This is a genomic window from Winogradskyella psychrotolerans (assembly GCF_018860565.1).
GTDB lineage: Bacteria > Bacteroidota > Bacteroidia > Flavobacteriales > Flavobacteriaceae > Winogradskyella > Winogradskyella damuponensis.
Genome location: NZ_JAHKPS010000001.1, coordinates 173,840 through 200,531 on the forward strand (window position 1 = coordinate 173,840; position 26,692 = coordinate 200,531).

Below are 26,692 nucleotides of genomic sequence, written 5' to 3' on the forward strand. Positions count from 1 at the left end.
ATAAGGATAAACAGATCACTAATAATTTAAAGCATGTGTTCATGTAGTCTAGTCAATTAATATCTCTAGTATTTGAATAGCTGCATCGCTAATTTTTGTACCAGGGCCAAAAACAGCAACAGCTCCAGCATCGAATAAATATTGATAATCTTGCTTTGGAATTACGCCACCAACAATAACCATTATATCTTCACGACCATAGTTTTTAAGTTCTTGTATAACTTGAGGTACTAATGTTTTGTGTCCTGCTGCTAAGGAAGATACACCTAAAATATGAACGTCATTTTCTACGGCTTGCTTAGCGGCTTCTTTTGGTGTTTGAAAAAGTGGTCCAATGTCTACATCAAAGCCGACGTCTGCATAGCCAGTGGCTACTACTTTTGCACCTCTGTCATGACCATCTTGTCCCATTTTAGCAATCATTATGCGGGGTCTACGACCGTCTTGCTCTGCAAATTGGTCGGCAAGTTCTCTTGCTTTTTGGAAACTTTTATCGTCTTTTATTTCTTTGCTATACACTCCTGAAAATGATTTTATTTGTGCTTTGTGTCGTCCAAATTCAGCTTCTAAAGCATCGCTTATTTCGCCTAATGTCGCTCGTTTTCTTGCGGCATCTACTGCTAAAGCTAGTAAATTATTTTTACCTGTTTTAGCAGAATCGGTTAATTTTGATAAAGCTTCGGTTACGGCTGCGGTATCTCTACTTGATTTAATGCTGTTTAAGCGTTCTATTTGTTGAGTACGAACTGTTTGATTATCTACTTCTAGTGTAGTGATAGGGTCTTCTTCGTTTAATCTATATTTGTTAACACCAACAATTATATCTTGGTTAGAATCTATACGTGCTTGTTTTCGTGCTGCTGCTTCTTCAATACGCAGTTTAGGTATTCCGGCTTCTATGGCTTTGGTCATACCTCCTAATTCTTCAACTTCTTCTATGAGTTGCCATGCTTTTTGAGCGATATCATGTGTTAGTTTTTCAACATAATAACTGCCGGCCCAAGGGTCTACCGTTTTGGTGATGTGTGTTTCCTCTTGTAGGTGTATTTGAGTGTTCCTTGCAATACGTGCAGAAAAATCTGTAGGTAAAGCAATGGCTTCGTCTAAAGCATTGGTATGTAAACTTTGGGTGCCACCAAAAGCTGCGGCAGAAGCTTCAATACATGTTCTTGCGACGTTGTTAAAAGGGTCTTGTTCTGTTAAACTCCAGCCAGAAGTTTGGCAATGGGTTCGTAATGCTAATGATTTTTGATTTTTTGGGTTGAACTGTTTTACGAGTTTTGCCCAAAGCATTCGTGCTGCTCGCATTTTAGCAATTTCCATAAAATGATTCATGCCAATAGCCCAAAAGAATGAAAGTCGCGGGGCAAAGGTGTCTATGTCCATACCTGCGTCTAACCCTTTTCTTATGTATTCTAGTCCGTCAGCTAATGTGTAGGCTAATTCAATATCGCAAGTGGCGCCAGCTTCTTGCATGTGATAGCCAGAAATACTAATACTGTTGAATTTTGGCATATTGTTGCTGGTGTATTCAAAAATATCTGAGATAATTTTCATTGAAGGAGTAGGTGGGTAGATGTAGGTGTTACGTACCATAAATTCCTTAAGAATATCATTTTGAATGGTTCCAGAAAGTTGTTCTGGTTTTACTCCTTGTTCTTCGGCTGCAACAATATAAAATGCCATAATAGGTAAAACAGCTCCATTCATGGTCATGGAAACAGACATTTTATCTAAAGGAATTTGATCGAATAAGATCTTCATGTCTTCCACAGAATCAATTGCAACGCCAGCTTTTCCAACGTCTCCAACTACGCGTTCGTGATCAGAATCATAACCTCTGTGTGTAGCTAAATCAAAAGCTACTGATAATCCTTTCTGTCCGGCTGCTAAATTTCTTCTGTAAAATGCGTTGCTTTCTTCTGCAGTTGAAAAACCTGCATATTGTCTAATTGTCCAAGGTCTACGAACATACATTGTTGAATAAGGCCCGCGAAGATTAGGTGCAATACCAGCTACAAAATTTAGATGTTCAAGATCTTTTAAGTCGTCTTTATTGTAAGTGGATTTTACCGTGATGTCCTCAGCTGTTAAGAAGTCTTTTTCTTCTTGATGCTGTGAGTTTCGTGACTCGTTTTTTAATTCTATATGTTGAAGATTTTTTCTTGACATTTTAAATGTGATTTTAATGGAAACGCAGTACTATAGTTTTTGTCTATGTGTGGTTTTATTCATTATTCAATCTGTTAATTTCCAGATCTTCAGATAGCCTTTTTTCTAGTATTGGTTCAATTAATGTTTTTCGCTTTTCAATTTTTAAAAATGGACTAATTTCTAGTTCGTTTTTCATTTTGTCTGCTAAATTAGGATGTTTGTTTGTACCTAATAATACTAATCTTTCAGCTTCAAAATCGGCTTGCTCACTAGTCGCATTTTCTTTAATTTTTCTTTGAATTGTCCCTTCTTTTAGTTGCCTTAAAAAGCCGCCGTTGCTTTCGATATCTTTAAAAATAGTTAGTGCTTTTTCTGCTAATTGTTCAGTTAAGCTTTCAATATAATACGCTCCATCTGCGGGATTATTTACTTTGTCAAAATAGCTTTCGTGCTTTAAGACTAAAAGTTGGTTTCTCGAAATTCGTTCGCCAAATTCGTTTGATTTGTGATATAAAGCGTCGTAAGGTAAATTACAAACGACATCTGCACCTCCTAAAATAGCACTCATAGATTCCGTTGTAGTACGTAATAGGTTTACGTTATAATCGTAAATGGTTTTGTTGCGTTTACTTGGTGTTGCTATAATTCTACAAGTTGTGTTTGCATTGTATTCTGATGCTAAGGTAGACCAAAGTTGCCTTAAAGCTCTTAGTTTGGAAATTTCAAAGAAATAGTTTGAGCTAATTGAGGTGTAGAATGTTACACTAAGCGATTGTTTTGCGTCACTTGAAATGATGTTTTCCAAATAATTTAAGTACTCGTTGGCATGAGCTAAGCCGTAAGCTAGTTGTTGGATAATAGTTGCTCCTGCATTTTGGTATAGGCTAAGGTCTATGCTTAGTTGGTTTGTTGATTTGACGATTGTTTCAAATTTGCTAAAATCGTCTTTGAGGTTGTTGTACCAATTTCCTGTTTTAGCTAGGTTACCAATGATATCTGTGTGAATATAGCATTGCGATTGCTTTACTGTATTTATGATAGTATTAATGAAGTTTTCGGAAAGAAAATCACATTTAAGATCAATTGGTGTTTTGTTTAAATCAATATTTTGAAATAAATCTTGAATACTGGTTGTTTTAGATTTTATATTGAATAAAATGCTTTCAGCACCACGATTAATAGCGTCTAATGCCTTTTGGTTTGAATTTTGTGCGTCAGTTACATCAATAGATTGGCAGATTTTCCAATCGTTTGTTTTGCTGTCTGATTGTTTTGGTGTTGTTTCAAATTCATCGGCATGATAAAAAGGCTTTACATCAATACCTTCTTTTGTTTTCCAGATTAAAGTATCATTGTAATCTGCTCCTTTTAGGTCTGCTTGTATTTTCTGTTTCCATGCTTTTGAAGAAACGTCTTCAAATTCATTAAATAATGATTTACTCATCTTTCTTTTGTTTGGCTATGCTGTCTTCGTATTCTATAATGTATATGTCTTCGTTAGGCTTTTTCATATAGTAGGTTTCTCGCGCTGTACGCTCAATACCTTCATCAGTACTTAGTTCTTTTATGGCTTTATTGTCTTTAGCCATTTCGTTTTTATAATGTTCTTTTTGGTATTCTAATTCGTTAATATCGTTATTTAGCTCATGATGAAACAACCATGAATGTGCATCAAAAAATAACATCCAAACCACAAATACAGCAAGAACAACGATATAGATGTTCTTGAAAGGTTTTAGATATTTAGAATTAAAAATTCTCATTATAGACGTTCGTTGATTATGGTTTTAACAATATCTACAGCAACAGTGTTATACTTGTTATTTGGAATAATGATATCTGCATATTCTTTCATAGGTTCTATAAATTGCTGATGCATTGGCTTTAATGTGTTTTGATATCGTGTTAATACCTCATTAATATCTCTACCACGTTCTGTTATATCTCGTTTTAAACGACGAATTAGACGTTCGTCAGAATCTGCGTGAACAAATATTTTTATATCAAAAAGATTTCTGATTTCTGCATGAGATAAAATTAAAATACCTTCTACAATCATTACTTTTCTTGGTATCGTGTTAATAGTATCTCCTGTACGATTGTGTTTTACAAAAGAATAAACAGGTTGGTCAATAGCATTGCCTTTTTTTAGTTCTATAAGATGTTTCTCTAATAATTCGAAATCTATAGACCGTGGATGGTCAAAATTAATTTTAACACGTTCGTCGTAACTTAAATGTGATGTGTCTTTGTAGTAAGAATCTTGTGAAATGACTCCAACCTCTCCTTCTGGTAATTCATTTAAAATTGTGTTAACGACAGTTGTTTTTCCGCATCCTGTTCCGCCAGCAATTCCTATTATAAGCATGTTTTAATTTTTGATTTAATTGAGGCTGTAAAGTTAATTAATATGACCTTAAGATGAATCCTATAATTTAGAAACTTTATCAGGTGTTATAAAATTACCAATCTTATTTTTCCAACTGTTGTTTATATAGTTAATGACGTCTGCTACTTCTTCATCTGACAGTCCTAAAGGTGCCATTGTACCATTGTAAGTGATGCCATTTACTATTATTTCTCCAGATAGACCATGTTTTACAGCTTTGATGCTTTCGGTTTGATTTTCTCTTAAATAATCTGAGTCTGCTAAAGGAGGAAAGGCTTCTGGTACTCCTTTGCCATCTGGTAAATGGCAAGTTATACACATATCATTATATACTATTTGACCTCGTTTCATGCTTGCTTCAAGTTTTGATTGGTCTTGATTTTGAGCAATTAAATTAGATGTTTTAGCATTTGAATTACAGGACACAAATGTTAAAAAAGAAATTGTGATGATAATTATTTTTTTCATTTTCTAATTAATTTTACGATACCTAAATTTTCAATTCCTACATAAATATAACCATCGGGGCCTTGTTTTATACTTCTTATGCGCCCCAAGCCGTCTAGTAAACGTTCTTCTTTTATAACTTTATTGTCTTTTAAGGTACACATGTCTAAGTATTGAAATTTTAATGATCCAATAAGTAAATTTCCGTTCCAATCTCCATATTTATCACTGTTTATAAATGCCATTCCGCTAGGCGCTATTGATGGATCCCAGTAGTGAAGAGGTTGTTCCATACCTTCTTTTTTTGATATTTCGGTAAATTTTGTGCCGCTATAATTTATACCATAGCTAATAATTGGCCAGCCATAGTTTTTACCAGAGGCGATAATATTTATTTCGTCTCCACCTCTTGGACCATGCTCGTGTGTCCACACAGCACCTGTTTTAGGGTGTAGTGTCATGCCTTGAGGGTTTCTGTGGCCATAAGAATAAATAGCTTTTTTAGCGTTGTTGGTGTTTGTAAATGGATTGTCCTCTGGGATTGTGCCATCAGCGTTGAGTCGGTATATTTTTCCACAGTCTTTAGTGATGTCTTGCGGGTTTTCATCTCTACTGCCACGATCTCCTATGCTAAAAAATAAGTAACCATTTTTGTCAAAAACTAAACGTGATCCAAAATGTTGGCCTTTAGTTGTATTAGGTTGAGCTTTGTATAGTATTTGTAAATCAGATAAGCTATTATTTTTTAATTTGGCTCGGGCAATAGATGTATTGCCTCCAGAGCCTTCGCCTTTTGGTGATGCATAAGAAAAATAAATCCAACCATTAGTCGTGTAATCAGGATGTAAAATAATATCTAATAAACCACCTTGGCCACGAACATAGATTTCGGGCAATCCTGAAATAGCTGTCTTTTTTCCATCTTTAAAAAGAATAAGTTCTCCTGATTTTTCAGTAATTAGAATAGAATTGTCTGGTAGGAATGTAAATCCCCAAGGATTATTAAGATCTGAAACGACAACCTCGTGACTGTTTTTATTGTTAATAGGATTCTTGTCTTGAGCACAAGCAATTGTAGTAGTAAGAATTAAACTGATAAAAAGGTGTCTTAGGTTCATGTTTTTTTGTCTTAAAAAAGAATAAGTTTTAAAGTTACTTAAATGTTGTTGATTTATAAAGAAAAATTATATATTTGCAGTCCGAAAACGGGAAACCAAGATTCGGGGTGTAGCGTAGCCCGGTTATCGCGCCACGTTTGGGACGTGGAGGCCGCAGGTTCGAATCCTGCCACCCCGACTTAAAAAAGAAGCTCAGCATTTGCTGAGCTTCTTTTTTGTTTATAGCTTCTAATGATTGTTTTCGCTATAAATTTTGAATGACTTTAGTTAAAATAGTAAATGTTTTTAAAACATATTTTGATAAAAAGTATGAGCATGTACGGTAACGTAGTCTCTTGATGCTGATTAAAGTTAAATATGTAAATGGGGTTAATCGGGAGTATTGCTGATTATAGAGTTAAGAGTGAAAAGTAAAAAAAATGAAGCAATGAAGGAGAAATTTTAAATAGTTTGTATAAAAAAACAGTGCCAGTAAATGGTTTCTGGCACTACTGAAAAACATCAAAAATCTAACCCAATTTTAATGTAATTGTTTATGTCTTTTAATAGGTAAATATCTAATCTATGATTTTTACATCAATAGAAGTTCTGCTTTGCCAACCTGTTTCATCGGTTACCGAATAAGAGCAATGGTAATCTCCTATATCTATATCATCAGGGATAGTGATACTGATGTTAATCTCATAAGTTGTTAATCCTCCTTCGATTTCAAAATTTTCCATATATATGAATGGATTTACGGCACCTTTTATCGGCTCTAAATCACAAGTCTCTCCTTGGTCATCATGAGTATGGTGATCAAAATTATGATGAAGGTCTAAGCTATATGAAGCTAGTGCTTTGTTGTCTGCAACCTGTGCTTTAAAGCTATAGGTTTCTCCTTTTAAGAGTTGTTCGCAAACTTGAGGAAAACCTTCAGTGTAATTAATACTTATAGTAGGCTTTTCTTCATCGATAGTATTACTGTCGTCGCTGGAACATGAAGTAAAGAGTACTATGACTAAGATTAAATTAAAATATTTGGCAATCCATTTCATGGTAAAAAGTTTAAAACCGCATAGTATGCGAGATACTATGCAGAATAATTAATGTTTAAGATGCTGTAACATCGATATGTGTTTCGTAAGCTTTAGTGTTTCCATCTTCGTCTTCAACAGTAAAAGTTATATGATATTCACCTGTAGGTGCAGTTGCTGGGACATCAATATGCTCGTGAAATTCTACTTCAGTCAAGCCGTGATAACCTTCTGAGAATATGATTTCAGAATCCCATTCTACTTCACCAGCACCAACAGGAAGACCATGCGCATGTATATCTACTGTAATATCATGAATGCCATTAAGTGCATTAATCATAAATTCAGCATGAAAATCGCTTCCTTTAGCTGCAGCAGCATCTACAGAGAAACCACTTAATATGATGGAATCTAAAATCTCTAAATGCCCTTCTATTTCTGTACTATTTCCAAGCTCATCAATAACAGTTAATTCAATGTGGTATTCTCCAGAAGGAATATTAGTTGGTACATCTACATGTTCATGAAATGTAGGATTGATGACTTGATAATTACTCCCTGAGTATTCTTGGAAAAAGTCCCACTCAACTTCACCGTCAGCTAGAGGCAAATCATGAGCATGAATAATAAGTGTGATACTACTTACCACAGCTTCTGCATTTATTTCGGCTTCGATGTGAATATCTGAACCTTTAAAAGCAACCTGGTCTGTGGAGTGTACACTGCCTTCTCCATATTCAAAATTAGTTATTTCTGGTGCATTAAGACTAGAAGAGCTGTTGTCGTCATCACTGCTACATGAGTTTAATAAGATACCTAAAAAAACGATAATTGCTAAAAATTTAAAATTTGATTTCATAAGATTTGTTGTAATGTTTAAAGTGTTTGTTTTCATTGTTTTTGATTTATTTGTGGTTATTAAAATGTTTGTGTTAATGCTATTGAGATGTTTCTTCCAGCTTCTGGCACATCGATTAAACGGTAAAAGCTGGTGTGGTCGTAATATTTAGTATTGAAGACGTTATTGAGTTTAAACTTTATTTCTAGTGGTTGTTGAGTTTTAAAAACATTTATGTTTGAGAGTAATACCATGTTTAGGACCTGGTAGCCTTCTGTTTGTTCTTCTGGTGGGACAATCTCATCTTGTGCTGCCGTAATTCTATAATCGGCACTAAGCTGTGGTTGTTTAAAAAAGAATATATCTTTAAATTGATAGCTAGCGGAGAATAGTCCTGACAAAGGCGGTGAAAATGGAATGGTAAACCCTTCTTTAGGACCACTAGTTTGTTTAGAGTAAACGTATTCAGCAGAAGCATCTAATTTTAAATTAGGAATAATACTAGTACTCGCTCTTAATTCTCCACCCGCTCTAAATACCTTGTTTTGTGTGTATTCGTAAATTTGTAATGTCTCATAATAATTTGAAGTCGGATTCAGGTAAATAAAATTTTCGAAAAAATTGACGAATGGACTAACTCCGATGCTAAAATCCTTTGTGGTGTGGTCGATATCAATATCTAATTGATAAGATTCTTCAGGATCTAAATTGAGATTACCTTGCTCATAGCGGTACATGTGATAATTCACACCATCTGAGGCTAATTCATTAGGTAAAGGCATTCTAAAACTCTTTCCTACATTTATTTTAAAGGTGGTATGGTTTAGAATATAACTTAAGCCTACAGAAGCGCTAATATTTCCAAAATTTAGTGTTTTGTCTTGTGCTCTTTGTAAATACACATACGAAGTACTACCATTGGCATTGTTAATGGTAGAAGGGTACCAATCAAAATACGATTTGCTATTTATTTGTCCGAAATCATAACGTACACCTGCTAAAAGATGTAAGTCTGAATTGATTTCAAACTGATCAAAAGCAAAAGCTCCAATAGTGAAACGTGTATATTCAGGTATTAAAAATCCCCAGCCGCCAATGTTATTATCTTGAAATTCTACATTGATACCGGTAACAATATGATGATCATCAATTATTGTAAAGGCATCTTTGACATTCAGGGATAACGTATTTTTTTGAAAACTACGTTCCTTGCTATTTGAAGGTGTTGGCATATAACCATGCGGTATTGGTTCGGAATGTTCCTCTCTTAAATTATTTTGAAAACCGAAATCGAGATTAATACTGTGCTTATCTAAAGCTATTGACGTGTTATTCGTGATTTTAAAATGGTTCACCTTATGGTAAGGCAGATCAATATCTCTATTAGACTGGTCGTAATCAATGCGCGATGTTCTCACTTCTAAACCATGGGCATTAGCAAAAAAGCCGTTTTTAGCATTAACATTACTAATTGTGGTTTCTGTCGTTATACGGTTTGAAATATACCCGACACTTATACTAGCGTTAGCTTCTTTTCCTGCGGTGTTACGTAGATTGTTGCCGTGTAGCGTAAAGATGTAATTTTCGTAATTAATATGGTCTGTAGGAACTTTGTAATCCCCATAATCTCTATAAGTGAGGCGTCCACGGTAAAACCATTTAGTTTTTCTGGCTTGTATTCCTGCAGAAATCCCTAATAAATCATTATTGCTTTCGCCCAAAAGGTTAATTTCTCCACTAAAGGAATGCGTTAATGGAATAGCATTGGGTTGAATATCTACAACTCCAGCAATAGCATCAGAACCATAAACCAAAGACGCAGGTCCTTTTACAATCTGAATGTTTTCAATGCCATATTGGTCTATTTCTAAACCATGATCATTTCCCCATTGTTGCGCTTCGTGTTTTATACCATTTTGAACCACAGCAACCCTATTAAATCCTAAACCTCTAATGACAGGTTTAGATTGTCCGGAGCCAATTTTAATAGTACTTACACCCGGAATTTTACTGAGGGTTTGCATCAAGCTATTTTCTCTGTTGGAGGTAAGAAATTCTTTAGAGACCAATTGAGACACTATAGGGGATTCTTTATGTTCTCGATTTTTAGTTTTTCCGTTGACCTTTATTTCATCGAGTTGGGTGGTAGATTCCTCTAATAAAATTTTAAGGTATTCGCCGTTTATGCTTGCCTTAATATTAACCGTTTTAGACGTGTAACCTAAATGTGAGATTGTAAAGGAGTAGGTGCCTTCAGTTACGTTATGGATGTTGAATGTTCCAGAAGCAGATGAAACCGCATGAAGATTTTCGCCAATAATAGTGGCACCTTCTATAGGTTGTAAGGTGTTTTTGCTTATTACGGATCCTTTTATTTGAAAGGAATTTTGTGCAATAGCGATTGTGCTTAGGCTAAAAAATAGCCATAAGCTCAGGGTTTTGTATAACATAATATGATACAATAAGATTTGTAGGATTCGTCAAACGGACGACCTATTATAAAATCTATTTGGTTTGAATGAAATCGGGTTTTCTATAACGAATCAAATGATTTAAATAGCTAAAGTTTAACTTCACTATGGATGAAGACGTCTAAACGCATTAAATCTAAATCATAGGGTCTCTGAGTATCTAGATATTGAAGATTATAATTCTAAAATGGAATTAAATGCTTCAAAGCTAAAAGGTATATATAGAGAGACTTATAGTGAAAAGGGAGGAGGTCTACAAAATAGTTGACTAGAAGTAATAGTATTAGGAGTTACAAAACAGTAATCGATTAAGTTGTCTCTAACGATGACCAATTCTGTATTTTCAATGTAAAACTCTTGTGCCTCTGGAGTTAGGGTAGGTGTTACATTGTGAATTGTAGCATAATCACAAACTTCACAATGTAACTCTTGGTCCTTATCCTCATTGTGAGTCAAGGCGTGAAGCCCAATCATTTTTAAGGAAAGAAAAAGAATAATAAAGAAGTATGTGATGTTGTTCTTCATTTAGTAATTAAAATATTTAAGTTTTTAAATTTTTTTAATAAGTTTTAATTAGTGATTTTGCTTAGCCGCTATGCGTAATAATTTCCAATTCACATAATGTGCTAAAGCCAGTAAACTTGCACCTATAACTGTATTGCTAACCTCCCATAAATTTGTGAGGTGAAGTCTGCCTAAAGCTATAAATGCAAACCCTAATAAAGCAATATTTAAAGGTTTGTTTTTGTGGTGAATTGTTTTATAACTTGGCCAAAGCGAGGTTAATAAAAACACAATTCCTAAACTAATGAATACCCATTCAATGATTGGATTATTTAAAAAATATAAGCTACTCAATGAAGAAAACGAAAGTAAAATAGGGAATATAGCACAATGAATGGCACAAATTAAAGAGCTTGATAATGCTATAATATCTAAGGTGTTGGTTTTTGATTTATTCATTTCCTTTAACTTTAATGAGTTTAAAAGCGACTATGTCGCATTACTAGGTTTTGCAAATATATTATTTATTTATAATATTGCAATGATGTTGCAATAAATTATTGCAAATAAATCGCATTAATAATGAAAAGAAGAAATACACCTACTAAAGAAGCCGTTTTAAGTGTTATTACTAAATCCGGACAAGCCATGAGTCAGGATGCGATTGAAGGCGAAATTTCTATTGATATCAATAGGGCAACAATCTATCGTGTGTTAAATCGTTTTTGTGAGGATGGTGTGTTACACAAAGTTATTGCAGAAGATAGTAAACAATATTTTGCCTTATGCGACGGCTGTGATGAAACACATCAAAAGCATCAACATTTTCATTTTAAATGTACGGTTTGTGAAACATTAGAATGTCTTCCAAATGAAGTTAATTATTCAATTCCAAGCGGTTATCATGTAGAGCATGTAAATTGTGTTTTAACAGGAGTATGTAAAAAGTGTTCTTAGTCTTCAAAACCTAAAAATTCAACATCACTTAGGGTTTTCATAAACGCAATTAAATCTATTTTTTCTTGAGCTGTAAGTGGGATTCTATTGTTATTATCTTTTAAAATAGGGTCGAGGTTATCTGCCTCTAATACTCCGTTATCTAAATAATCGAGTAGGTCTTCTAAAGTTGCAAATTGTCCGAAGCTGCCGTAAGGAGCAGTATATTCTATATTTCTTAAACTAGGCACTCTAAAACGCATATAATCTTCAACAAGACCTGTAATTCTTGTACGTCCACCTTCTTCCGGATCCGGATTTATAGGGAATCCAATATTTCTAAAACTTTGATCCGTGAATAATTCTGTACTGTGACAGCTGATACATTTATCTTGAAAAACAGCATAACCTTGTGCTTCACTTGTTGTAAATGTTTCACCTTCATTGCGTTTTACTTTATCGTATTTACTGTTTGAAGATATGAGCGTGTATTCATATTGCGCAATACTATTGTAAATACCATCTGCCGTAATACCTTCACCTTCAAATGCCTTATTAAAAAGCTCTATATAAGATGGATCTGTTTCAAGTTTACCTATCACTTCTAAAATTGAAGAATCCATTTCTTCATGTGTAATAATAGGCACTAATGGCTGATCTTCTAATTGAAGTTTATTACCATCCCAATTATAAAACTGCATAAACGCCATGTTTTGAACAGGTGGTGCATTACGAAGTCCTATGCGTCCTTCGATACCGATTCCCTTAGGGTTATGATCTGCAAAAGCACTTTCTTGTATGTGGCAACTTGAACAGGAAATGGTGTTGTCTGCACTTAGTTGTCTGTCAAAGAATAATTTTTCACCTAATTCAACTCCATATTGCGTTGGCATATTATTGTAAACCGAACTGTTTAATTCTGGGAAATCAACAGGAATATCTAGTGCTAATTCAGGGTTTTTATATGTAATGGGCTCAGTGTCATCAGTGCTACATCCTATAAATAAAAGGATAAAAGCGATACTTCGTATTAGTTTTTTCATTTTGCTATAAAACTATAATAGAGTCGGCTATGGTGTTTTATCATGGCCGACCCATTAATTTTTAGATTTAGTTTTCTACTGAAGTAACAGAGAACATTCCTGTATGGTCCGTTGTACCATTACCACCAATATTTTCTACAAACTTCATCATTTCAGTAGCTGTATGAGCACTTGGTGTTGCATTATTGGTAATGTCTTCTGTAGAGACTAATGTTACCGTATGACTTTCGCCACTTAAGAAATAATCAAAATCGGCTTTAATGTTAATTGTAGGTGCACTATTGCCAACAGTAGTTGTTGTAGGAAGTACAATTGTAATATCTCTATAGGCATCAACACCTTGCGTATAAGCACCTTCTTCACCTTCTACTGTACTTCCAGAATGGAAAGACAATTGCTTATTATCGGTATCATAAAACCCTTCGAGTTTTGTAAAACGGTATCCCGTTCCCCATTCCCAATGCATTTGTGTATCATTTGCTCCTGCATTTTCATAAAATGTAGGGAAACTTATTTGGTCTAAAGTGTTTAAATCAGATCTTACACCTAAACCAAATTTTATTTCTGTATAATCTCCTGCAGGAATATCACTCATAACATAACTTAATGTTTCTGGTTTTGACTGATCTACAACCGTAGCTCCGTTGTCTAAATCATTTACATGATAAGGAATTTCAGTGCCATCTGCTTTTATAAGACGAATGTTACTAATAACATATTTAACTTCTTCAAAGTGGTGAATTTGTCCAGCATCAGAAGTGTTTTTAGTCGCAGCATTAGATGTTGCATCTCCTAGAACAATAGGTGTGTCGCCAAATGTGTTATTGAATTCTAAGGTTACATTATTTGCAACAGGATTATTGTCATCGCTACTACAAGACATGAATGCAACGACTACGGCTGCTGATAAAATATATTTTTTAAGATTTTTCATTTTTTAAAATTTATGTTAATTGATATGTTTATTTTTTATGTTAAGCGTTTTCTAAATCAGCACTTAACATCGGAGGAGGTACTAGGATTTCTAGATAGGGTTCCGAATGATGGAACTCTATATATATCAATTTTACTTTGGTTTTAATGACGTTTGGAGTTTCTATTTCATATGCGATATTTGAATAAAAAACCAAATCGAAATTTTTGGTATTAAGTATTTTTTCAGAATCGGTGTTTTCCGTTTCTTGTAATTCTTTACTTAAATAACATTTTCCATTACAATGGAGTTCTGGTTTGTTTTTATTGATACAAAACTGTTCTGTAATTGCTTTTTGGTTGAGTTTAAAGTGCATTACAACGACGGCTTGCTGTGAAACAACAAACAGAAATATTAAAGTCATTATGGAGCTAAAAACCCGTTGCATTAGTTTAGAAGTTGAATTTTAAAGAGGTGAAAATATTGCTTCCCATTCTTGGTATATTTCCCCAATCGGCATAAGTACTGTAATACTCATTAAGTATGTTTTCTGCGCCAATCTGAACAACGGTTCTGTAATCTTTAATTTTAAACGTGTAGTCTGCAGACAGATTCCAAATGGTATAAGAAGGAGTTTGATCTTCTCCGTATTCTGGACTGTAATTAATTTGTTCTAAATCGCCATTAACCGACGTTTGAAAATTAAATCGGTTGTATCTATAATGGATTGATGATTGATAACTTAAAGGTCTAATAAATGGTAAGTTGTTTTTGTTATCGTCTTTTCCACGAGCATAAGTTAATACACCTTTCCAATGAAGATTGTCTAAAATGGTATAGCTAGTATTTAATGAAAAATTGAATAAGGTTGAGTACTCTAAGGAAGTATAGCCTTTAACACCAACAGACTGATAATTCATGGGGCTTCCCAAACTTAAAATTCGACCAATGATGTAATTCTCAATGTAGAAATAATTTACGTTTGCTTGTAAACTGAATTTATCACCCTTATAACCAGCACTAGCATTACCTTCGTATGATATCTCGTTTTTAAGGTCAGGATTACCAATATAATCGTAACGGTCAAAACTATTATAAATGTAATAGCCATAGCCTTCAGAAACAGAAGGAGCTCTATGGCCATAGCCACCTCCTACGGAAAAATTAAAATTTTTAATATCTAATTGATAACCTGCGTGAAAACTAGGTAGTATTCGTGTTTTTTCTTGAGGCGTTCCAGGGTGAAAAATCCAGTTAAACTCTACGTATTTAGAGTGGTTGTAATTGACGCCTAACGCCCCACCAAAATTAAGTTGACTTTTGTCTGAAATCTCCCAAGAGTTATTTAGAGAAATTCCTGCAAAAGTCGTCGTAACTGCAGGCCAACTGTAAGCAAACATAGAGCGCTCACTTCGGTCTTGTGGATACATGCGCATTTCGGCTGTAGATAAATTGTTATAAGCGTTCAGCTGAATTTCAGAACTAAAATTATTGCTTTTCAAATTTGCTTTAGATAGTAAACCATAAGTAGTGCTCCAGCCAGGCATATCCATATGTACTAAATTTTCTGGACGTGTGGTATCGTCCATATAATGTTCTATAGCATTAAAATAAATTTTAGTGTCTAAGGCTCTAAATAGTCCTTCTTTAAACAATTGCTTATATGTTGCTGATGTAATTAAGGCACGCGACAACCATAAATCCATAGGTAAAGCTGGGTAACCAACATCTTTAGCTTCATCATAAATTGCTTCAACTTTTACAGAAGATAATTCGCTTGTTTTATAGGCTAAACCTAGTGATGCATTGAATTTAGTAAATTGAGAGTGTTTGACTTCCTCAGTGTTACCATCACTATAGTTTTCAGCTTTTCTATACGCCAAGCTTCCATCTGCCACAAATTTGCTGCCGGAATAAGATGCATTGGCCAAATTGAAAAATTGTTTGTTATTAAATTCAAATCCGGTTTGGTAAGCTCCATTCCATTTTTTAGAAAGGTTAAAAGGTGTGCTTTTTCGTTTTAAATCAATACTTCCTGCAACAGTAGCTCCATGCATACTGCCTTCTTGTCCAGACTTGATATCAATTTTAGAGAGGTTGTTACTTTCTACATACGAGGTGATAGGATCCATTTTATCAGTACAAGCACCAAAAACATGCATACCATCAATAGTAATTGTAGAGCGTTCTGAGCTCATATTATTTAGCAAAGGTTCCCAAGCATATGCTCCACGTTTTATAAAACTAATATTATCTGAAGACGCCAAAAACTCATCAACTGTAACGGCCATTTTCATGTCTGTTTCAATTTTCTTTTTAATTATAGTAATTAACTGTACCTCGTCTAAAGCGACAATGCTGTCTTTCTTTTTCTCTTTTTCTGTGTTTTGTGCCGTGGTATATAGGCTAACAAAAAGCAGTATGACTAGTGTTATGGATTTTTTCATTATTAAAACAGTATATCAATATGCAATTCGCTTCTCTCTCCTTCAATACCTGGTGTAAAATCAGTTGAAACTTCGGTGCCTTTAATGATGTCTCCATCTGGATTCTGAAGTCTAAAATTTAAGGTCCAGTTTCCGGTCATGGTATAATTAACTGTTCCGTAATACAAGCCATCTTCCTGTTGTGTTAAATTTTGATTGTTTGGAGATGAGTGATTTCCCATTGAAGGTTCTGGCATTCTTGGGTCTAATAATAAAGTGTAGTTGGAAACTTCTGTATATGAAAACTGAGAAGGGTCTGGGAATGTTCCGGCTTCATTGGAAGGCTGGTTGTATTTGTAAATTCCTGCAACCAATTCATTTTCTGCAATTTTAGGTTTCTGTGGTGCAACCAAAGCGATAAAATATTGCTCTCCATCATTGGCTGTAAAAGCAGTCATGTTTAAGTTCATGTTTGCTTGTTCTTCAACAATGATGTCTTGATTTACAGTATAGGTTTCTCCATTATCTGTAAATGAAATATGCACTTCCCAGTTTTCTAACTCATTACTTTCGCTTGTAAATACAGCGTAACCAGAATAGTAGTTGTTTTCTGTATTATAATTTAAGTTGTATTGATGTGGACATGAAGCGTTGTTGCCATTATAATTAGTGATAATGGGTAAAAACGTGACGTTAGACGTGCTAATGTTTTCGTTAGTTTGGGTGTTTGTAATTGTTAAATGGATGTCATTATAGCCTTTATACAGTGTCCCATTTAAAGCTTCTATACGAATTTGATAGTTGTTTTTATTTATTGAAACGACTTCGTTGAACTCAAAATGCTCTACAACTACAGTACTTATTTCAGCTTCGTAATCGGTTTTATCTAGGGTACAAGATGTCACTGCAACAAGTGCTGCAATGACAAAAAATATATTTTTTTTCATCACTTATAGGTGTTTTTATTAAAAAAACTTGAAAATATAGTAGCGGATATCCCAACTAATAAATACCTATTGAAAACGCAATAGCATTGTATTAAATTAGGAACGTATGAAGACAGAAAAGGTCTTAATACCGCAACAAGAAATAAATAGAAGACTCGTGTATAAGATTACTTTTATTGTACGGATTGTACAACAAGACTAGTATGTACGCTTATATGCTAAATTATTAGTGTAAAGCATACCACATAATACCTATGTAAAGCATTTGGCTATTGATAGGATTATAAATGACAAGATCTCTATTTAAACTTAAGCTAAAGGAGGGTGAAAGATAAAATTCATAAAATCGAATTTATAAATTTTATTATAAGAAGATTCAATTTTTAAATGTTCTGTATTAACAGCAATAACGAGATTGTCATCAAAAATATCTTGAAAGAAGACGACTTGATGTTCTGTTGAAGAAGAGTGATTTTTGTCGTTACTTTTTTCTGAATCTGAAGCTTTTGCTAATTCTTTTTTTAAATGACATTTACCGTTACAAGCTAATTCAGGTTTGTCTTTATTGACGCAAAGTTCATTTTTAATGTAGTCATAAAAAGCAGCGTATTCCACAAATGGAATAGTAGGTTTGAGAAGCATAAACAATGCTAAAAAAAGTGTAGCTGTTTTCACAGCGTAAAGGTCTTTATTTTTTTTAAAACTTCCTAATATTTTAAGATTTGAAATGAGTCATAAAAGTTTTTAGAAATGGTTGTTATATTAGCTTCCTAAAATCTAATACAGCTTTCAGTGAGACTTGATTTACTATTTGTAAACCTGTTCAGGTTTTCAAAAAATAAGATAATTAGCTTGTCTTTTTTGTAATTAAATGATATTATTTTAGAGCATTAAATAAAAGAGACTTTATTTAGCATATAGAAACAAAGTGACCATACATGAGTATAAAGGTTGATAAATTCGTCATATCCATTATTATAGTAATCGTTTTAGCTTATTTCTTTCCAGAATGGGGAATAGAAAGTAGTCAAATTCCTATAGACGCTATTAGTGAGATAGGCATTTCGCTTATATTCTTTTTTTACGGACTTAAGCTAAATCCAACGCAACTTAAAGCTGGGCTTAAAAACTGGAAATTACATCTTTTAGTGCAAGGTTCTACATTTTTAATGTTTCCGTTGTTGATTTTATTACTGCGTCCATGTATTCAAAATGAAGCTCAAGAAACCATTTGGTTAGCGTTCTTTTTTTTAGCAGCATTGCCATCTACAGTATCCTCGTCAGTAGTGATGGTGGCTATGGCTAAAGGAAATGTACCAGCAGCGATTTTTAATGCAAGTATATCAGGTATTATTGGTATTGTGTTGACTCCACTTTGGATGGGATTGTTTGTAGATAGTATTCAAACGGATTTTGATTTTACTGAAATTTATATCAAGCTCATTGTTCAAATCATTTTACCTGTAATTTTAGGGCTCTTATTGCAACGTTTTTTGGGGGATTTTGCTCGTAAGCACAGCAGCAAATTAACATTGTTTGATAAGTCTATAATCTTATTAATTATTTACAAGAGTTTTGCGGCATCATTTGACAATAATATTTTTAGTGTGGTGTCATTTTTAGATTTACTCTTCCTTTTTATAGGAGTCGTAACGTTATTTATAATTGTTTATTCGCTAACAGGATTTATTTCTAAAAAACTTCAACTCAATAATGAAGATCGTATTACAGCACAATTTTGTGGTACTAAAAAATCATTAGTTCATGGTACTGTTTTTTCTAAAATACTATTCGGAAATATGGCAACTCTAGGTATTGTGTTGTTGCCATTAATGTTGTTTCATGCGACACAAATCTTAATTATAAGTGTTATCGCATCTAAGAAAAGCCGTTAGTTTTTATATTTTCTAAAACCATTCAAAGTGGATTCCAGAGGCAACTACAGCACCTACTAAAATGATAAGTATAAGAATTATTATTCGTGCTCCAAATTTTGTTTTGTTATCCTTTTGAAAGACGTAATCGCGTCTTTTTTCATCTTCTTCTTTTACAAACTTCATAATTTTAAATTTTACTTATTAATATATACGGTTTTCCTATTTACAAAGGCTAGCATACCTTCTTTTGATAATTCTCGGCCATAGCCTGAAATTTTAGTACCTCCAAACGGTAATCTTGGATCTGATTTTACCATTTCATTGATAAAAAAAGCACCGTCTTCAATTTCTGATGTGCGTTGTAATGCCGCATCGTAATCTGATGTAAACACCATGGTACCTAATCCAAACTTAGACTTTGATGCCATTATATATGCTTCGTCTTCTGATTGTACTTTAATAATGGCAGCTACAGGACCAAAAGTTTCTTCTTTAAATACAGGCATTTCTGCTGTAACATTAGTTAGGATTGTAGGTTGAAAATAAGCACCATCTCGTTTATTCCCAAGTGTTACTTTAGCACCTAAATCAATTGATTTTTGAACTTGTTTTTCTAAAGTTTCAGCTAAATCTTCACGAGCTAAACACGATATTGTAGTATCGTCTTCTAGTGGATTTCCATAGTTTAAGGCTATTACTTTTGATGTGAATTTTTCAATAAAGTCATCATAAATATCTTCTACAACTATAAACCGCTTAGCTGCAATGCAACTTTGCCCAGAATTTTGCATTCGTGCTTTTACAATCGTTTCTATGTGCCTGTCTAAATCTGCATCTTTTAAAACAATACACGCGTTGTTTCCACCTAATTCTAATAGTGAAGGTTTAAGGTTTTTTCCTGCGAGTTCTGCTATTTTTCGACCTGCTTTTTCACTTCCAGTTAAGGAAACTGCTTTAACAATGTCATTTGACATAAGTTTTTCAATGCCTTCATGATCTGTAACTAAAGTTTGAAAACATCCTTTTGGAAACTTAGCATCTAAAAAAAGTTTTTCAATAGCTATAGCACAACCTGTAACATTAGAAGCGTGTTTTAGAAGTGCTACATTGCCTGCTGCTAATGTTGGTACAGCAAATCTAAATACTTGCCAAAACGGATAATTCCAAGGCATTACAGCTAAAATACAGCCTAAAGGATCATAACTTATAAAGCTTTCATGTGCTTCGGTTGCAATAATGTCGTCTTGTAAAAAATGATCCGAATTTTGGATATAAAAATCAATTAGATAAATACATTTTTCTATTTCAGCTCTACTTTCTGCAATGGGTTTTCCCATTTCTTTTGTAATGAGTAGGCTTAATTCGGTTTTATTCTGGTGTAATTCATTAGCTAAATTTTGCATTAGCGCTACACGTGTTTTAATCTCTAATTGTTTCCATGTTTTAAATGTTGAATCGGCTAATTCTAATTTCTCTTTTAGTTTAGATTCAGAATCCATAGTATAGGTTTCTAAATGATTTCCGTTAAATGGATGGTATGTTTTAATACTTGTTTTCATAGGATTATTCTATTCTTCAAATCTAGATTTATTTATGTTTTTGAGTTAATTCAATTGCTAAAATGTTTGACGCTAACACTAAAACAGCATTACAGCTAATATTGCTATGTAAAGAGTTAAGCTGTGGCTTATCTTGACTATATCTTTGTCTAACAGCAGTGTGCTGAATAATAAAATTAACTATAAAAATTAAATAACATGAGTAATAACGGAAATACAGTTTTAGGGATACTAGCAGGAACAGCAGTAGGAGCGGTTTTAGGAATTTTGTTTGCCCCAGATAAGGGTAGTGTAACTAGACAAAGAATTGCAGACGAAGCAGCAACAAAAAGAGATTTAATGGCAGAGAAGGCTACCGAATTAAGAGATTCTTTAGGTAATAGCATTTCTTCTCATAAAGAAAATTTAGACCATCAGGTAGAATCTATAGTTTCTAATGCAAGTTATAAGGCAGAAGATGTCATCACTACACTTGAGGCGAAATTAAAGGATTTAAAAGCTAAGAATAAGAATTTACAGAAAAAAGCCTAATAGATGAGTGTTTTTGACGACCTAAACCATACAGCAAGCAAAGTTTCACATATTGGTGAGCGCTACGTTAAGGCGTCTCACCAATATTTTAGATTGAAAATTTTTCAACAACTAACATTGTCATTAAGTTTAGTGACTAAGGTATTGGCTGTAGGAAGTCTATTATTTGCAGGCTTAGTATTCTTATCTATTGCAGCAGCATTAGAAATAGGTAATGCTTTAAATAGCTATGCGCTAGGATTTTTAATAGTAGGTGTGGCTTATGTTATACTGTCACTTATAATCTATAAGTTAAGAACAAAATTCAATTCGTTTATCATAAAAAAAGTAGGACTTAAATTTTTTAATTAATATGAAGACATACGCAACATTTGAAGAAATTGATAACGATTTAAAACGTTTTAAACTAGAGCGTGATATTGCATGGGAAGAATTAAAATTGACAAAAGGTGAATTTAAGGAAGATTTGCAGCCATTAAATTGGGTAAGTACAGCCTTAAAATTAACTAGGAAATACAGTTTTATTGCACTAATTAGAAAATGGATTTTTAAAAAGTAATTTTCAGCTTGTTTTAGTCTCACATGTCTAATAAATATAGTTTAGTTTTTATGTGAAATTTAAAACGACCTTAAAGTATGATATGGAGTAAACTAAACCCCCTTCAGATCGGTCCTCTAAATTGTATGGTTTAGCAGGACTTTTTAATGCATTCTCACCAGCGCTCTAAGTTCTATACAGTTAACTTTTAAACTTATAGAGCAAATTTGTTGAGGTTCATAAAATTACCTTTGACTAGTAACCAAAAAGAATTACAAATGAACATATACGAAGCCATACGAATTGACCACGATATCCAAAGAGAACTTTTAGACAAATTAACACAGACTAAAGGAGACTCAAAAGAGAGAGCGGAAATTTTTAATAAACTAAAAAAAGAACTCGATTTGCATGCCAATGCAGAGGAGCGACACTTCTATAAACCCTTAATTCCAACAGACATGATGCAAGAACATGCTAGACATGGAATTGCAGAGCACCATGAGATTGATGAGCTTATAGAACAGTTGGAAGAGACTGAAATGGACTCTTCAGCCTGGCTAAAAACAGCCAAAGATTTAAAAGAAAAAGTAGAACACCATTTGGAAGATGAAGAGCATACTTTTTTTCAGTTATCAGGTAAAATTTTAACCGAAAATCAAAAGGAGGAATTAGCAACAAAATATAATGCATATATGGAAGCGCATCGGTAAAAATTAAGAATTAAATCTGTTTTTTATTTGAGCTAAAACTGAAATCTTTTGCATTAATTTAGGTTGGATAATTCCCTTAATTTTATCAAGTAAAGTAAAGATGTTAAGTGATACACATCTCTAAAATAAAGTGTCAGAAATTTAAAAAAAAAAATAGAATTATGAGTACTTACACAGAAGAAGTCGGAGAAAAATTAAACAATTTATTAGAAAAAACATACGATGCTGAAAAAGGTTTTACTAAAGCGGCAGAAAATATAGAACACGCTTCATTAAAATCATACTTTAGAAACAAAGCGCAAGAGCGTCTTAATTTTGGACGTGAATTAAAGCAGGAAATTAGAAGCTTTAATCAAGATGTAGACAAAGGAGGAAGTTTAACAGGAAAAGCGCACAGAGCGTGGATGGATGTTAAAAGTTTGTTTTCAGCCGATGATGAACAATCAATGTTAAACGAAGCTATTAGGGGAGAAAAAGCAGCTATTGAAGAATACGAAGATGTAATAAATGAGACAAGCCTCCCAATGAGTACAAAATCAGTATTACAATCGCAGAAATCCACCATTACTAATGGGTTGGCAAAAATAAATGTATTAGAAGACTTACATTAATAGCGGAACATAGTTAGATTAGGTTTGGTTAGGTTGGGAAAGGTGTCATATGTAAATATGGCACTTTTCCTTTTTATAAATATTAGTTATATGAGTTAGTAATCGTATGAAATGTGTTAAATGTTTGTAGGTTAGTTGTTTATCTTTATGTCATAAGGAATTAGACGGGCTAGTTTCGAATATTAATACTAAAAAACCAAAAAATTATGTTACGTTGGACAATCACATTCGTTATAATAGCAATCATAGCAGCCATCCTTGGATTCGGAGGAATAGCAGGAGCAGCGGCAGGAATAGCAAAAATTATCTTCTTTATCTTTATAGTGCTTTTTGTACTATCTCTATTAAAAGGATTAATAAAGAAGTAATATAGATTATATAGCATTTATAAATAGCCTTGAGAAACATAAATCTCAAGGCTTTTTTTGTTTTCACGGAAAACCGTGATAATTAGCATTTTTGATGTATGTAGTATTGTAATATTAATGAAAACACAATAGTAATGCCGTCTAAGTTTAGATAATAGAATAGCAATATATTACATTTGTCAATAGATTTTATAGCAATAATGCAAATTAGAAAAATAGTTTTTCTTGTGTTCGGGGTGATGTGCTTTCTAGGTTTTACTCAAGAAAAGCAGCACAATTTTAGGGCGTTTGGTCACCTGCCTAATGTTGTTAGCAATGATTTTTTTATAAAATTAAATGCAGCAGAAACACCGCAAGTCCGATTTCAATATTTAGATACTATTGCACAGATTTACCTTAAATCAGGTCATGCAGATTCTTTAATGCATTATGGTAAATTGATGAAAAGTGAAGCGTTTTATAAAGATTCAACGTTTCAGGATCTTAAAGAGATTAAGCTTAGAGCTTTATATTTTGAAGGGGTTGCTGCTCAAAAAATGGGATTGTTAGATGAAGCTACAAGCTCGTATATTCAAGGTATTGAAACATCAACTCCTAAAGATTATATTCATAATTATTTAAAATTACAATTAGCAGAAACGTATTTGTTTAAAGGTGAATTTAACAAAGCTCAGGAGCTTTTAGAAGAATTACCACAAGCCTATACAAATGATGATTTCTATTTGAAAAATGTGGTGATAAAAAGCTTTTTTTTAATTCTACATAAAGATTATGATTTAGCAAAAACGATGATAGATAAAGCATTGTCTAAAGCGTTTATAGAAGATTACCAAAAGTTAAAACTAGAATTACAACTCAATTTGGCTGAAATAGAGTTGAGGCAAGGTCATTACGAAACTCTAATTGATAGTTCAGAAGCCATAAAAACTGAAGCTTTAAATAATGGGTTTTACGATTTGTACATTGAAGCAATTTTAGATATTGGCTATGGCTATGCGATGTTAAACAACTACGACATTTCGCAAATGGCGTTAAGTACAGCCTATATAAATACCATTCAGTGGAACCGTTTAGAATTGCAACAAAAAGTTATAGATGCATTAGCAAGACTTTATAATGCCAAAGAAGATTATAAAAACGCCTATAGTTTAATGACCCAATACCAAAGTGTTAGTAGGGAAATAGCACGTAAGCAAAATCAACGTTTGGTAAAAGATTTGGAACTTAAATACGAAACCTTAAAAAAGGAAAAAGAGATTGATAAATTACAAAAAGATCAAATATTAAAAGAAGCAGAAATTGAAAGACAAACAACAATAAAGTATGCTTTTTTAATAGGTTTTTTAATCATTCTTATACCCGTTGTTTTATTGCTTGTGGTTTATTATCAAAAGCTACAAACGCAGAGTTTATTAAACAAGCAGCAAGAGGCTATAAATCAACAAGAAGTTAAGACCTTATTACAATCGCAGGAATTAGAATTGGCAAAAAATGCCATCGCAGTTCAATCTAAAGAACGCGAGCGAATCGCTAGAGAATTACACGATAGTATAGGTGGTAATTTAGCAGGTATTAAATTAAAGATGAATAGTTTTGGTGACCATCAACCAGAATTTAGGCAGATTTTAAATCAGTTAGATATGACCTATAATCAAGTGAGAGAGATTTCTCATAGTTTAATTCCAAAAGAATTCGAAGGGGCTGCTTTTACGGATTTGCTTAATAATTATGTAAACAGCCTAAGTGACACTTCAGTAGATTTGCGCCTAGACGTTTTTCCTAAAGAGGCTATCAATGAAATTAATGTGTCTATTCAAGTTGCCTTATTTAATATTATAAAAGAATTAATTACTAATGCTTTAAAACATGCTAAGGCCGAAGAAGTTAGTATACAGCTCACATCACTTCCCGAAGAAAAGAGTATAGAACTTATTTATGAAGACGATGGTATAGGATTCAATTTAAACGCTAATAATAAAGGCATAGGGCTACGTAATATTGAAACCAGAGTTGCCGATTTTAACGGAACAATTTCTATTAATACAGCTGAGAATAGAGGAACTGTAATAAGTATCAGTATACCACAAACATAATTTATGAAAACACCATTTTCTATAATAATTGCAGACGATCATGCTATGTTTTTAGATGGCTTGACGAGTATTTTAGCAGAAGAAAAATCCATCAATATTATTCTTACAGCAAAAACAGGGACACAGGTTTTAAAGTATATAAGAATTAATACAGATCAAAAAGTAGATTTAGTTATTACAGATATAAATATGCCAGAAATGGATGGTGTAGAGCTCAATGCTGTAATAAAAGAAGAGTTTCCACACATCAAAACCCTTGTGGTTAGCATGCTTGAAGATGCTAAAAAAATAAAAACACTTACCGAAGCTAATGCAAATGGATATATTTCTAAAAATGCAGAAAAGACAGAGTTATTAAAAGCTATTAAATCTATTTTAGGAGGTCAAAATTACTTTTCACCTCACATTAAGCAGATCCTAATGGAAGCTATGTTTTCTGCTAAATCTGAACCTGAAATTTCATTAAGTAAACGAGAAACGGAAGTCTTAAAACTCATCGCACAAGAGTATACAACTCAAGAAATTGCAGACCAGTTGTTTTTAAGTAAGCATACTATTGAAAGTTATCGTAAAAACCTTATCTCTAAGCTAGGAGTACGCAATTTGGCAGGTCTTACGCGTTATGCCGTAGAAAAAGGAATGCTTAAATAATATCTTTATCCCTGAAAACAGGGTAAGCACTTTTACTAGTTACCGTCTGTTTTGCACTGGCTTGTTTATTGAAATTTGCATCATAATTAATCACTAAAAATTAAACATTATGATTTACGGAATTTCATTAATTCTTTTGAGCATTATTGCAGTGCCATCACTTATTTTATCAAAAAAACCTAACGCACAAGAACTGTTAGACAAAGTAGCACCTTACCAAGGTTGGATAGGTATTGTCTTTTGCTTTTTTGGAGTTTGGGGAATTATTTCTGCCTTTCTTAATATGGGCTGGTTATCAGTAGCACCAATTTGGTGGATAACCTTATTAGCAGGAAGCTTTGTAGAAGCTGCACTTGGGTTTATGCTTGGCTTTGGTATGATAAACAAATTATTGCTAAGTAAAAACGAAGCTGCAAAGGAAAAAGCGGCCAAAATAAGAGAAACATTAGCACCCAAATTAGGTAAATTAGGTATTCTAGGCCTTGTAGTTGGAGGTTGGATGATTGCTGCTTCTTTTATGTTTACAGTATAACCACTATAATTCAAACC

Annotated in this window: 30 protein-coding genes and 1 tRNA gene; 12 read left to right on the forward strand and 19 right to left on the reverse strand. The window is 33.3% G+C overall.

Annotation, left to right across the window (positions count from 1 at the left end; genetic code table 11):
- Positions 1-48: 48 nt before the first annotated feature.
- Genes scpA through KO504_RS00835 form a run of 6 tightly spaced genes read right to left on the reverse strand, consistent with a single transcriptional unit; the run spans position 49 to position 6,108 of the window.
- On the reverse strand, positions 49-2,172 hold the full coding sequence (gene scpA, locus KO504_RS00810; RefSeq protein ID WP_215924388.1) for a methylmalonyl-CoA mutase: 2,124 nt from the start codon (positions 2,170-2,172) through the stop codon (positions 49-51).
- Between the two features lie 55 nt (positions 2,173-2,227).
- Positions 2,228-3,598: a methylmalonyl-CoA mutase subunit beta gene (locus tag KO504_RS00815; protein WP_215924390.1), complete on the reverse strand. Its 1,371-nt coding sequence runs from the start codon at positions 3,596-3,598 to the stop codon at positions 2,228-2,230.
- Positions 3,591-3,917 carry an FtsB family cell division protein gene (locus KO504_RS00820; RefSeq protein WP_215924392.1) on the reverse strand — a complete coding sequence of 109 codons (327 nt, stop codon included), beginning with the start codon at positions 3,915-3,917 and terminating at the stop codon, positions 3,591-3,593. The genes KO504_RS00815 and KO504_RS00820 overlap by 8 nt, the downstream gene beginning before the upstream one ends.
- Positions 3,917-4,522: a uridine kinase gene (udk, locus tag KO504_RS00825; protein WP_215924394.1), complete on the reverse strand. Its 606-nt coding sequence runs from the start codon at positions 4,520-4,522 to the stop codon at positions 3,917-3,919. The genes KO504_RS00820 and udk overlap by 1 nt, the downstream gene beginning before the upstream one ends.
- Before the next feature lie 60 nt (positions 4,523-4,582).
- Positions 4,583-5,011, reverse strand: a complete 429-nt coding sequence (locus tag KO504_RS00830; protein WP_215924396.1) for a c-type cytochrome — start codon at positions 5,009-5,011, stop codon at positions 4,583-4,585.
- Complete coding sequence (locus KO504_RS00835) at positions 5,008-6,108, reverse strand: PQQ-dependent sugar dehydrogenase (RefSeq protein ID WP_215924398.1); 1,101 nt, start codon at positions 6,106-6,108, stop codon at positions 5,008-5,010. The genes KO504_RS00830 and KO504_RS00835 overlap by 4 nt, the downstream gene beginning before the upstream one ends.
- Before the next feature lie 103 nt (positions 6,109-6,211).
- Between KO504_RS00835 and KO504_RS00840 the strand changes: the two genes are divergently transcribed.
- Positions 6,212-6,286, forward strand: a tRNA-Pro gene (locus KO504_RS00840).
- 379 nt (positions 6,287-6,665) lie between these two features.
- Here the strand turns inward: KO504_RS00840 and KO504_RS00845 are convergent.
- The 5 genes from KO504_RS00845 to KO504_RS00865 form a co-directional block, all read right to left on the reverse strand.
- A complete protein-coding gene (locus KO504_RS00845; RefSeq protein ID WP_215924400.1) occupies positions 6,666-7,145 on the reverse strand; it encodes a DUF4625 domain-containing protein in 480 nt (159 codons plus the stop codon).
- Positions 7,146-7,200: 55 nt separating this feature from the next.
- Positions 7,201-8,019 (reverse strand): DUF4625 domain-containing protein, encoded by an 819-nt coding sequence (locus KO504_RS00850; protein ID WP_252723586.1) that lies wholly within the window; start codon positions 8,017-8,019, stop codon positions 7,201-7,203.
- 23 nt (positions 8,020-8,042) lie between these two features.
- Positions 8,043-10,412, reverse strand: a complete 2,370-nt coding sequence (locus KO504_RS00855) for a TonB-dependent receptor (RefSeq protein WP_215924402.1) — start codon at positions 10,410-10,412, stop codon at positions 8,043-8,045.
- 252 nt (positions 10,413-10,664) lie between these two features.
- On the reverse strand, positions 10,665-10,958 hold the full coding sequence (locus tag KO504_RS00860) for a hypothetical protein (RefSeq protein ID WP_215924404.1): 294 nt from the start codon (positions 10,956-10,958) through the stop codon (positions 10,665-10,667).
- 48 nt (positions 10,959-11,006) lie between these two features.
- Positions 11,007-11,396 carry a MerC domain-containing protein gene (locus tag KO504_RS00865; RefSeq protein WP_215924406.1) on the reverse strand — a complete coding sequence of 130 codons (390 nt, stop codon included), beginning with the start codon at positions 11,394-11,396 and terminating at the stop codon, positions 11,007-11,009.
- 123 nt (positions 11,397-11,519) lie between these two features.
- On the opposite strand from KO504_RS00865, the gene KO504_RS00870 reads away from it, so the two are divergent.
- Positions 11,520-11,894: a Fur family transcriptional regulator gene (locus KO504_RS00870; RefSeq protein WP_215924408.1), complete on the forward strand. Its 375-nt coding sequence runs from the start codon at positions 11,520-11,522 to the stop codon at positions 11,892-11,894.
- On the opposite strand, the gene KO504_RS00875 is transcribed toward KO504_RS00870, so the two are convergent.
- The 6 genes from KO504_RS00875 to KO504_RS00900 all read right to left on the reverse strand — a co-directional run bounded on the left by KO504_RS00875 (position 11,891) and on the right by KO504_RS00900 (position 17,877).
- A complete protein-coding gene (locus KO504_RS00875) occupies positions 11,891-12,916 on the reverse strand; it encodes a cytochrome-c peroxidase (protein WP_215924410.1) in 1,026 nt (341 codons plus the stop codon). The two genes, KO504_RS00870 and KO504_RS00875, sit on opposite strands and share 4 nt — an antisense overlap.
- Before the next feature lie 67 nt (positions 12,917-12,983).
- Complete coding sequence (locus KO504_RS00880; protein WP_215924412.1) at positions 12,984-13,850, reverse strand: MbnP family protein; 867 nt, start codon at positions 13,848-13,850, stop codon at positions 12,984-12,986.
- Between the two features lie 40 nt (positions 13,851-13,890).
- On the reverse strand, positions 13,891-14,253 hold the full coding sequence (locus tag KO504_RS00885; RefSeq protein ID WP_215924414.1) for a hypothetical protein: 363 nt from the start codon (positions 14,251-14,253) through the stop codon (positions 13,891-13,893).
- A gap of 28 nt (positions 14,254-14,281) precedes the next feature.
- A complete protein-coding gene (locus KO504_RS00890; protein WP_215924416.1) occupies positions 14,282-16,276 on the reverse strand; it encodes a TonB-dependent receptor plug domain-containing protein in 1,995 nt (664 codons plus the stop codon).
- Positions 16,277-16,278: 2 nt separating this feature from the next.
- Positions 16,279-17,202: a FixH family protein gene (locus tag KO504_RS00895; RefSeq protein WP_215924418.1), complete on the reverse strand. Its 924-nt coding sequence runs from the start codon at positions 17,200-17,202 to the stop codon at positions 16,279-16,281.
- A gap of 309 nt (positions 17,203-17,511) precedes the next feature.
- Positions 17,512-17,877, reverse strand: coding sequence for a hypothetical protein (locus KO504_RS00900; RefSeq protein ID WP_215924420.1), 366 nt, complete (start codon positions 17,875-17,877; stop codon positions 17,512-17,514).
- A gap of 263 nt (positions 17,878-18,140) precedes the next feature.
- Here KO504_RS00900 and KO504_RS00905 point away from each other — a divergent pair, with 263 nt between their 5' ends.
- Positions 18,141-19,097 carry a bile acid:sodium symporter family protein gene (locus KO504_RS00905; RefSeq protein WP_215924422.1) on the forward strand — a complete coding sequence of 319 codons (957 nt, stop codon included), beginning with the start codon at positions 18,141-18,143 and terminating at the stop codon, positions 19,095-19,097.
- A gap of 12 nt (positions 19,098-19,109) precedes the next feature.
- On the opposite strand, the gene KO504_RS00910 is transcribed toward KO504_RS00905, so the two are convergent.
- Entirely contained in the window at positions 19,110-19,262 is a 153-nt protein-coding gene (locus tag KO504_RS00910) for a hypothetical protein (RefSeq protein ID WP_215924424.1), read from the reverse strand.
- 11 nt (positions 19,263-19,273) lie between these two features.
- Entirely contained in the window at positions 19,274-20,638 is a 1,365-nt protein-coding gene (locus tag KO504_RS00915; protein ID WP_215924426.1) for an NAD-dependent succinate-semialdehyde dehydrogenase, read from the reverse strand.
- Between the two features lie 198 nt (positions 20,639-20,836).
- Between KO504_RS00915 and KO504_RS00920 the strand changes: the two genes are divergently transcribed.
- The 9 genes from KO504_RS00920 (at position 20,837) to KO504_RS00960 (ending at position 26,675) form a co-directional block, all read left to right on the forward strand.
- Positions 20,837-21,169: a YtxH domain-containing protein gene (locus KO504_RS00920; protein WP_215924428.1), complete on the forward strand. Its 333-nt coding sequence runs from the start codon at positions 20,837-20,839 to the stop codon at positions 21,167-21,169.
- Between the two features lie 3 nt (positions 21,170-21,172).
- Positions 21,173-21,520, forward strand: coding sequence for a hypothetical protein (locus KO504_RS00925; protein WP_215924430.1), 348 nt, complete (start codon positions 21,173-21,175; stop codon positions 21,518-21,520).
- A gap of 1 nt (position 21,521) precedes the next feature.
- A complete protein-coding gene (locus KO504_RS00930; protein ID WP_215924432.1) occupies positions 21,522-21,728 on the forward strand; it encodes a DUF6327 family protein in 207 nt (68 codons plus the stop codon).
- 257 nt (positions 21,729-21,985) lie between these two features.
- Entirely contained in the window at positions 21,986-22,420 is a 435-nt protein-coding gene (locus KO504_RS00935; protein WP_215924434.1) for a hemerythrin domain-containing protein, read from the forward strand.
- 161 nt (positions 22,421-22,581) lie between these two features.
- Positions 22,582-23,031: a ferritin-like domain-containing protein gene (locus tag KO504_RS00940; protein WP_215924436.1), complete on the forward strand. Its 450-nt coding sequence runs from the start codon at positions 22,582-22,584 to the stop codon at positions 23,029-23,031.
- A gap of 206 nt (positions 23,032-23,237) precedes the next feature.
- Positions 23,238-23,399, forward strand: a complete 162-nt coding sequence (locus tag KO504_RS00945) for a DUF1328 family protein (protein WP_215924438.1) — start codon at positions 23,238-23,240, stop codon at positions 23,397-23,399.
- A 239-nt stretch (positions 23,400-23,638) separates the two neighbouring features.
- Positions 23,639-25,492, forward strand: coding sequence for a tetratricopeptide repeat-containing sensor histidine kinase (locus KO504_RS00950; RefSeq protein ID WP_215924440.1), 1,854 nt, complete (start codon positions 23,639-23,641; stop codon positions 25,490-25,492).
- 3 nt (positions 25,493-25,495) lie between these two features.
- Entirely contained in the window at positions 25,496-26,143 is a 648-nt protein-coding gene (locus KO504_RS00955) for a response regulator (RefSeq protein WP_215924442.1), read from the forward strand.
- Positions 26,144-26,252: 109 nt separating this feature from the next.
- Entirely contained in the window at positions 26,253-26,675 is a 423-nt protein-coding gene (locus KO504_RS00960) for a hypothetical protein (protein ID WP_215924444.1), read from the forward strand.
- Positions 26,676-26,692 lie beyond the last annotated feature (17 nt).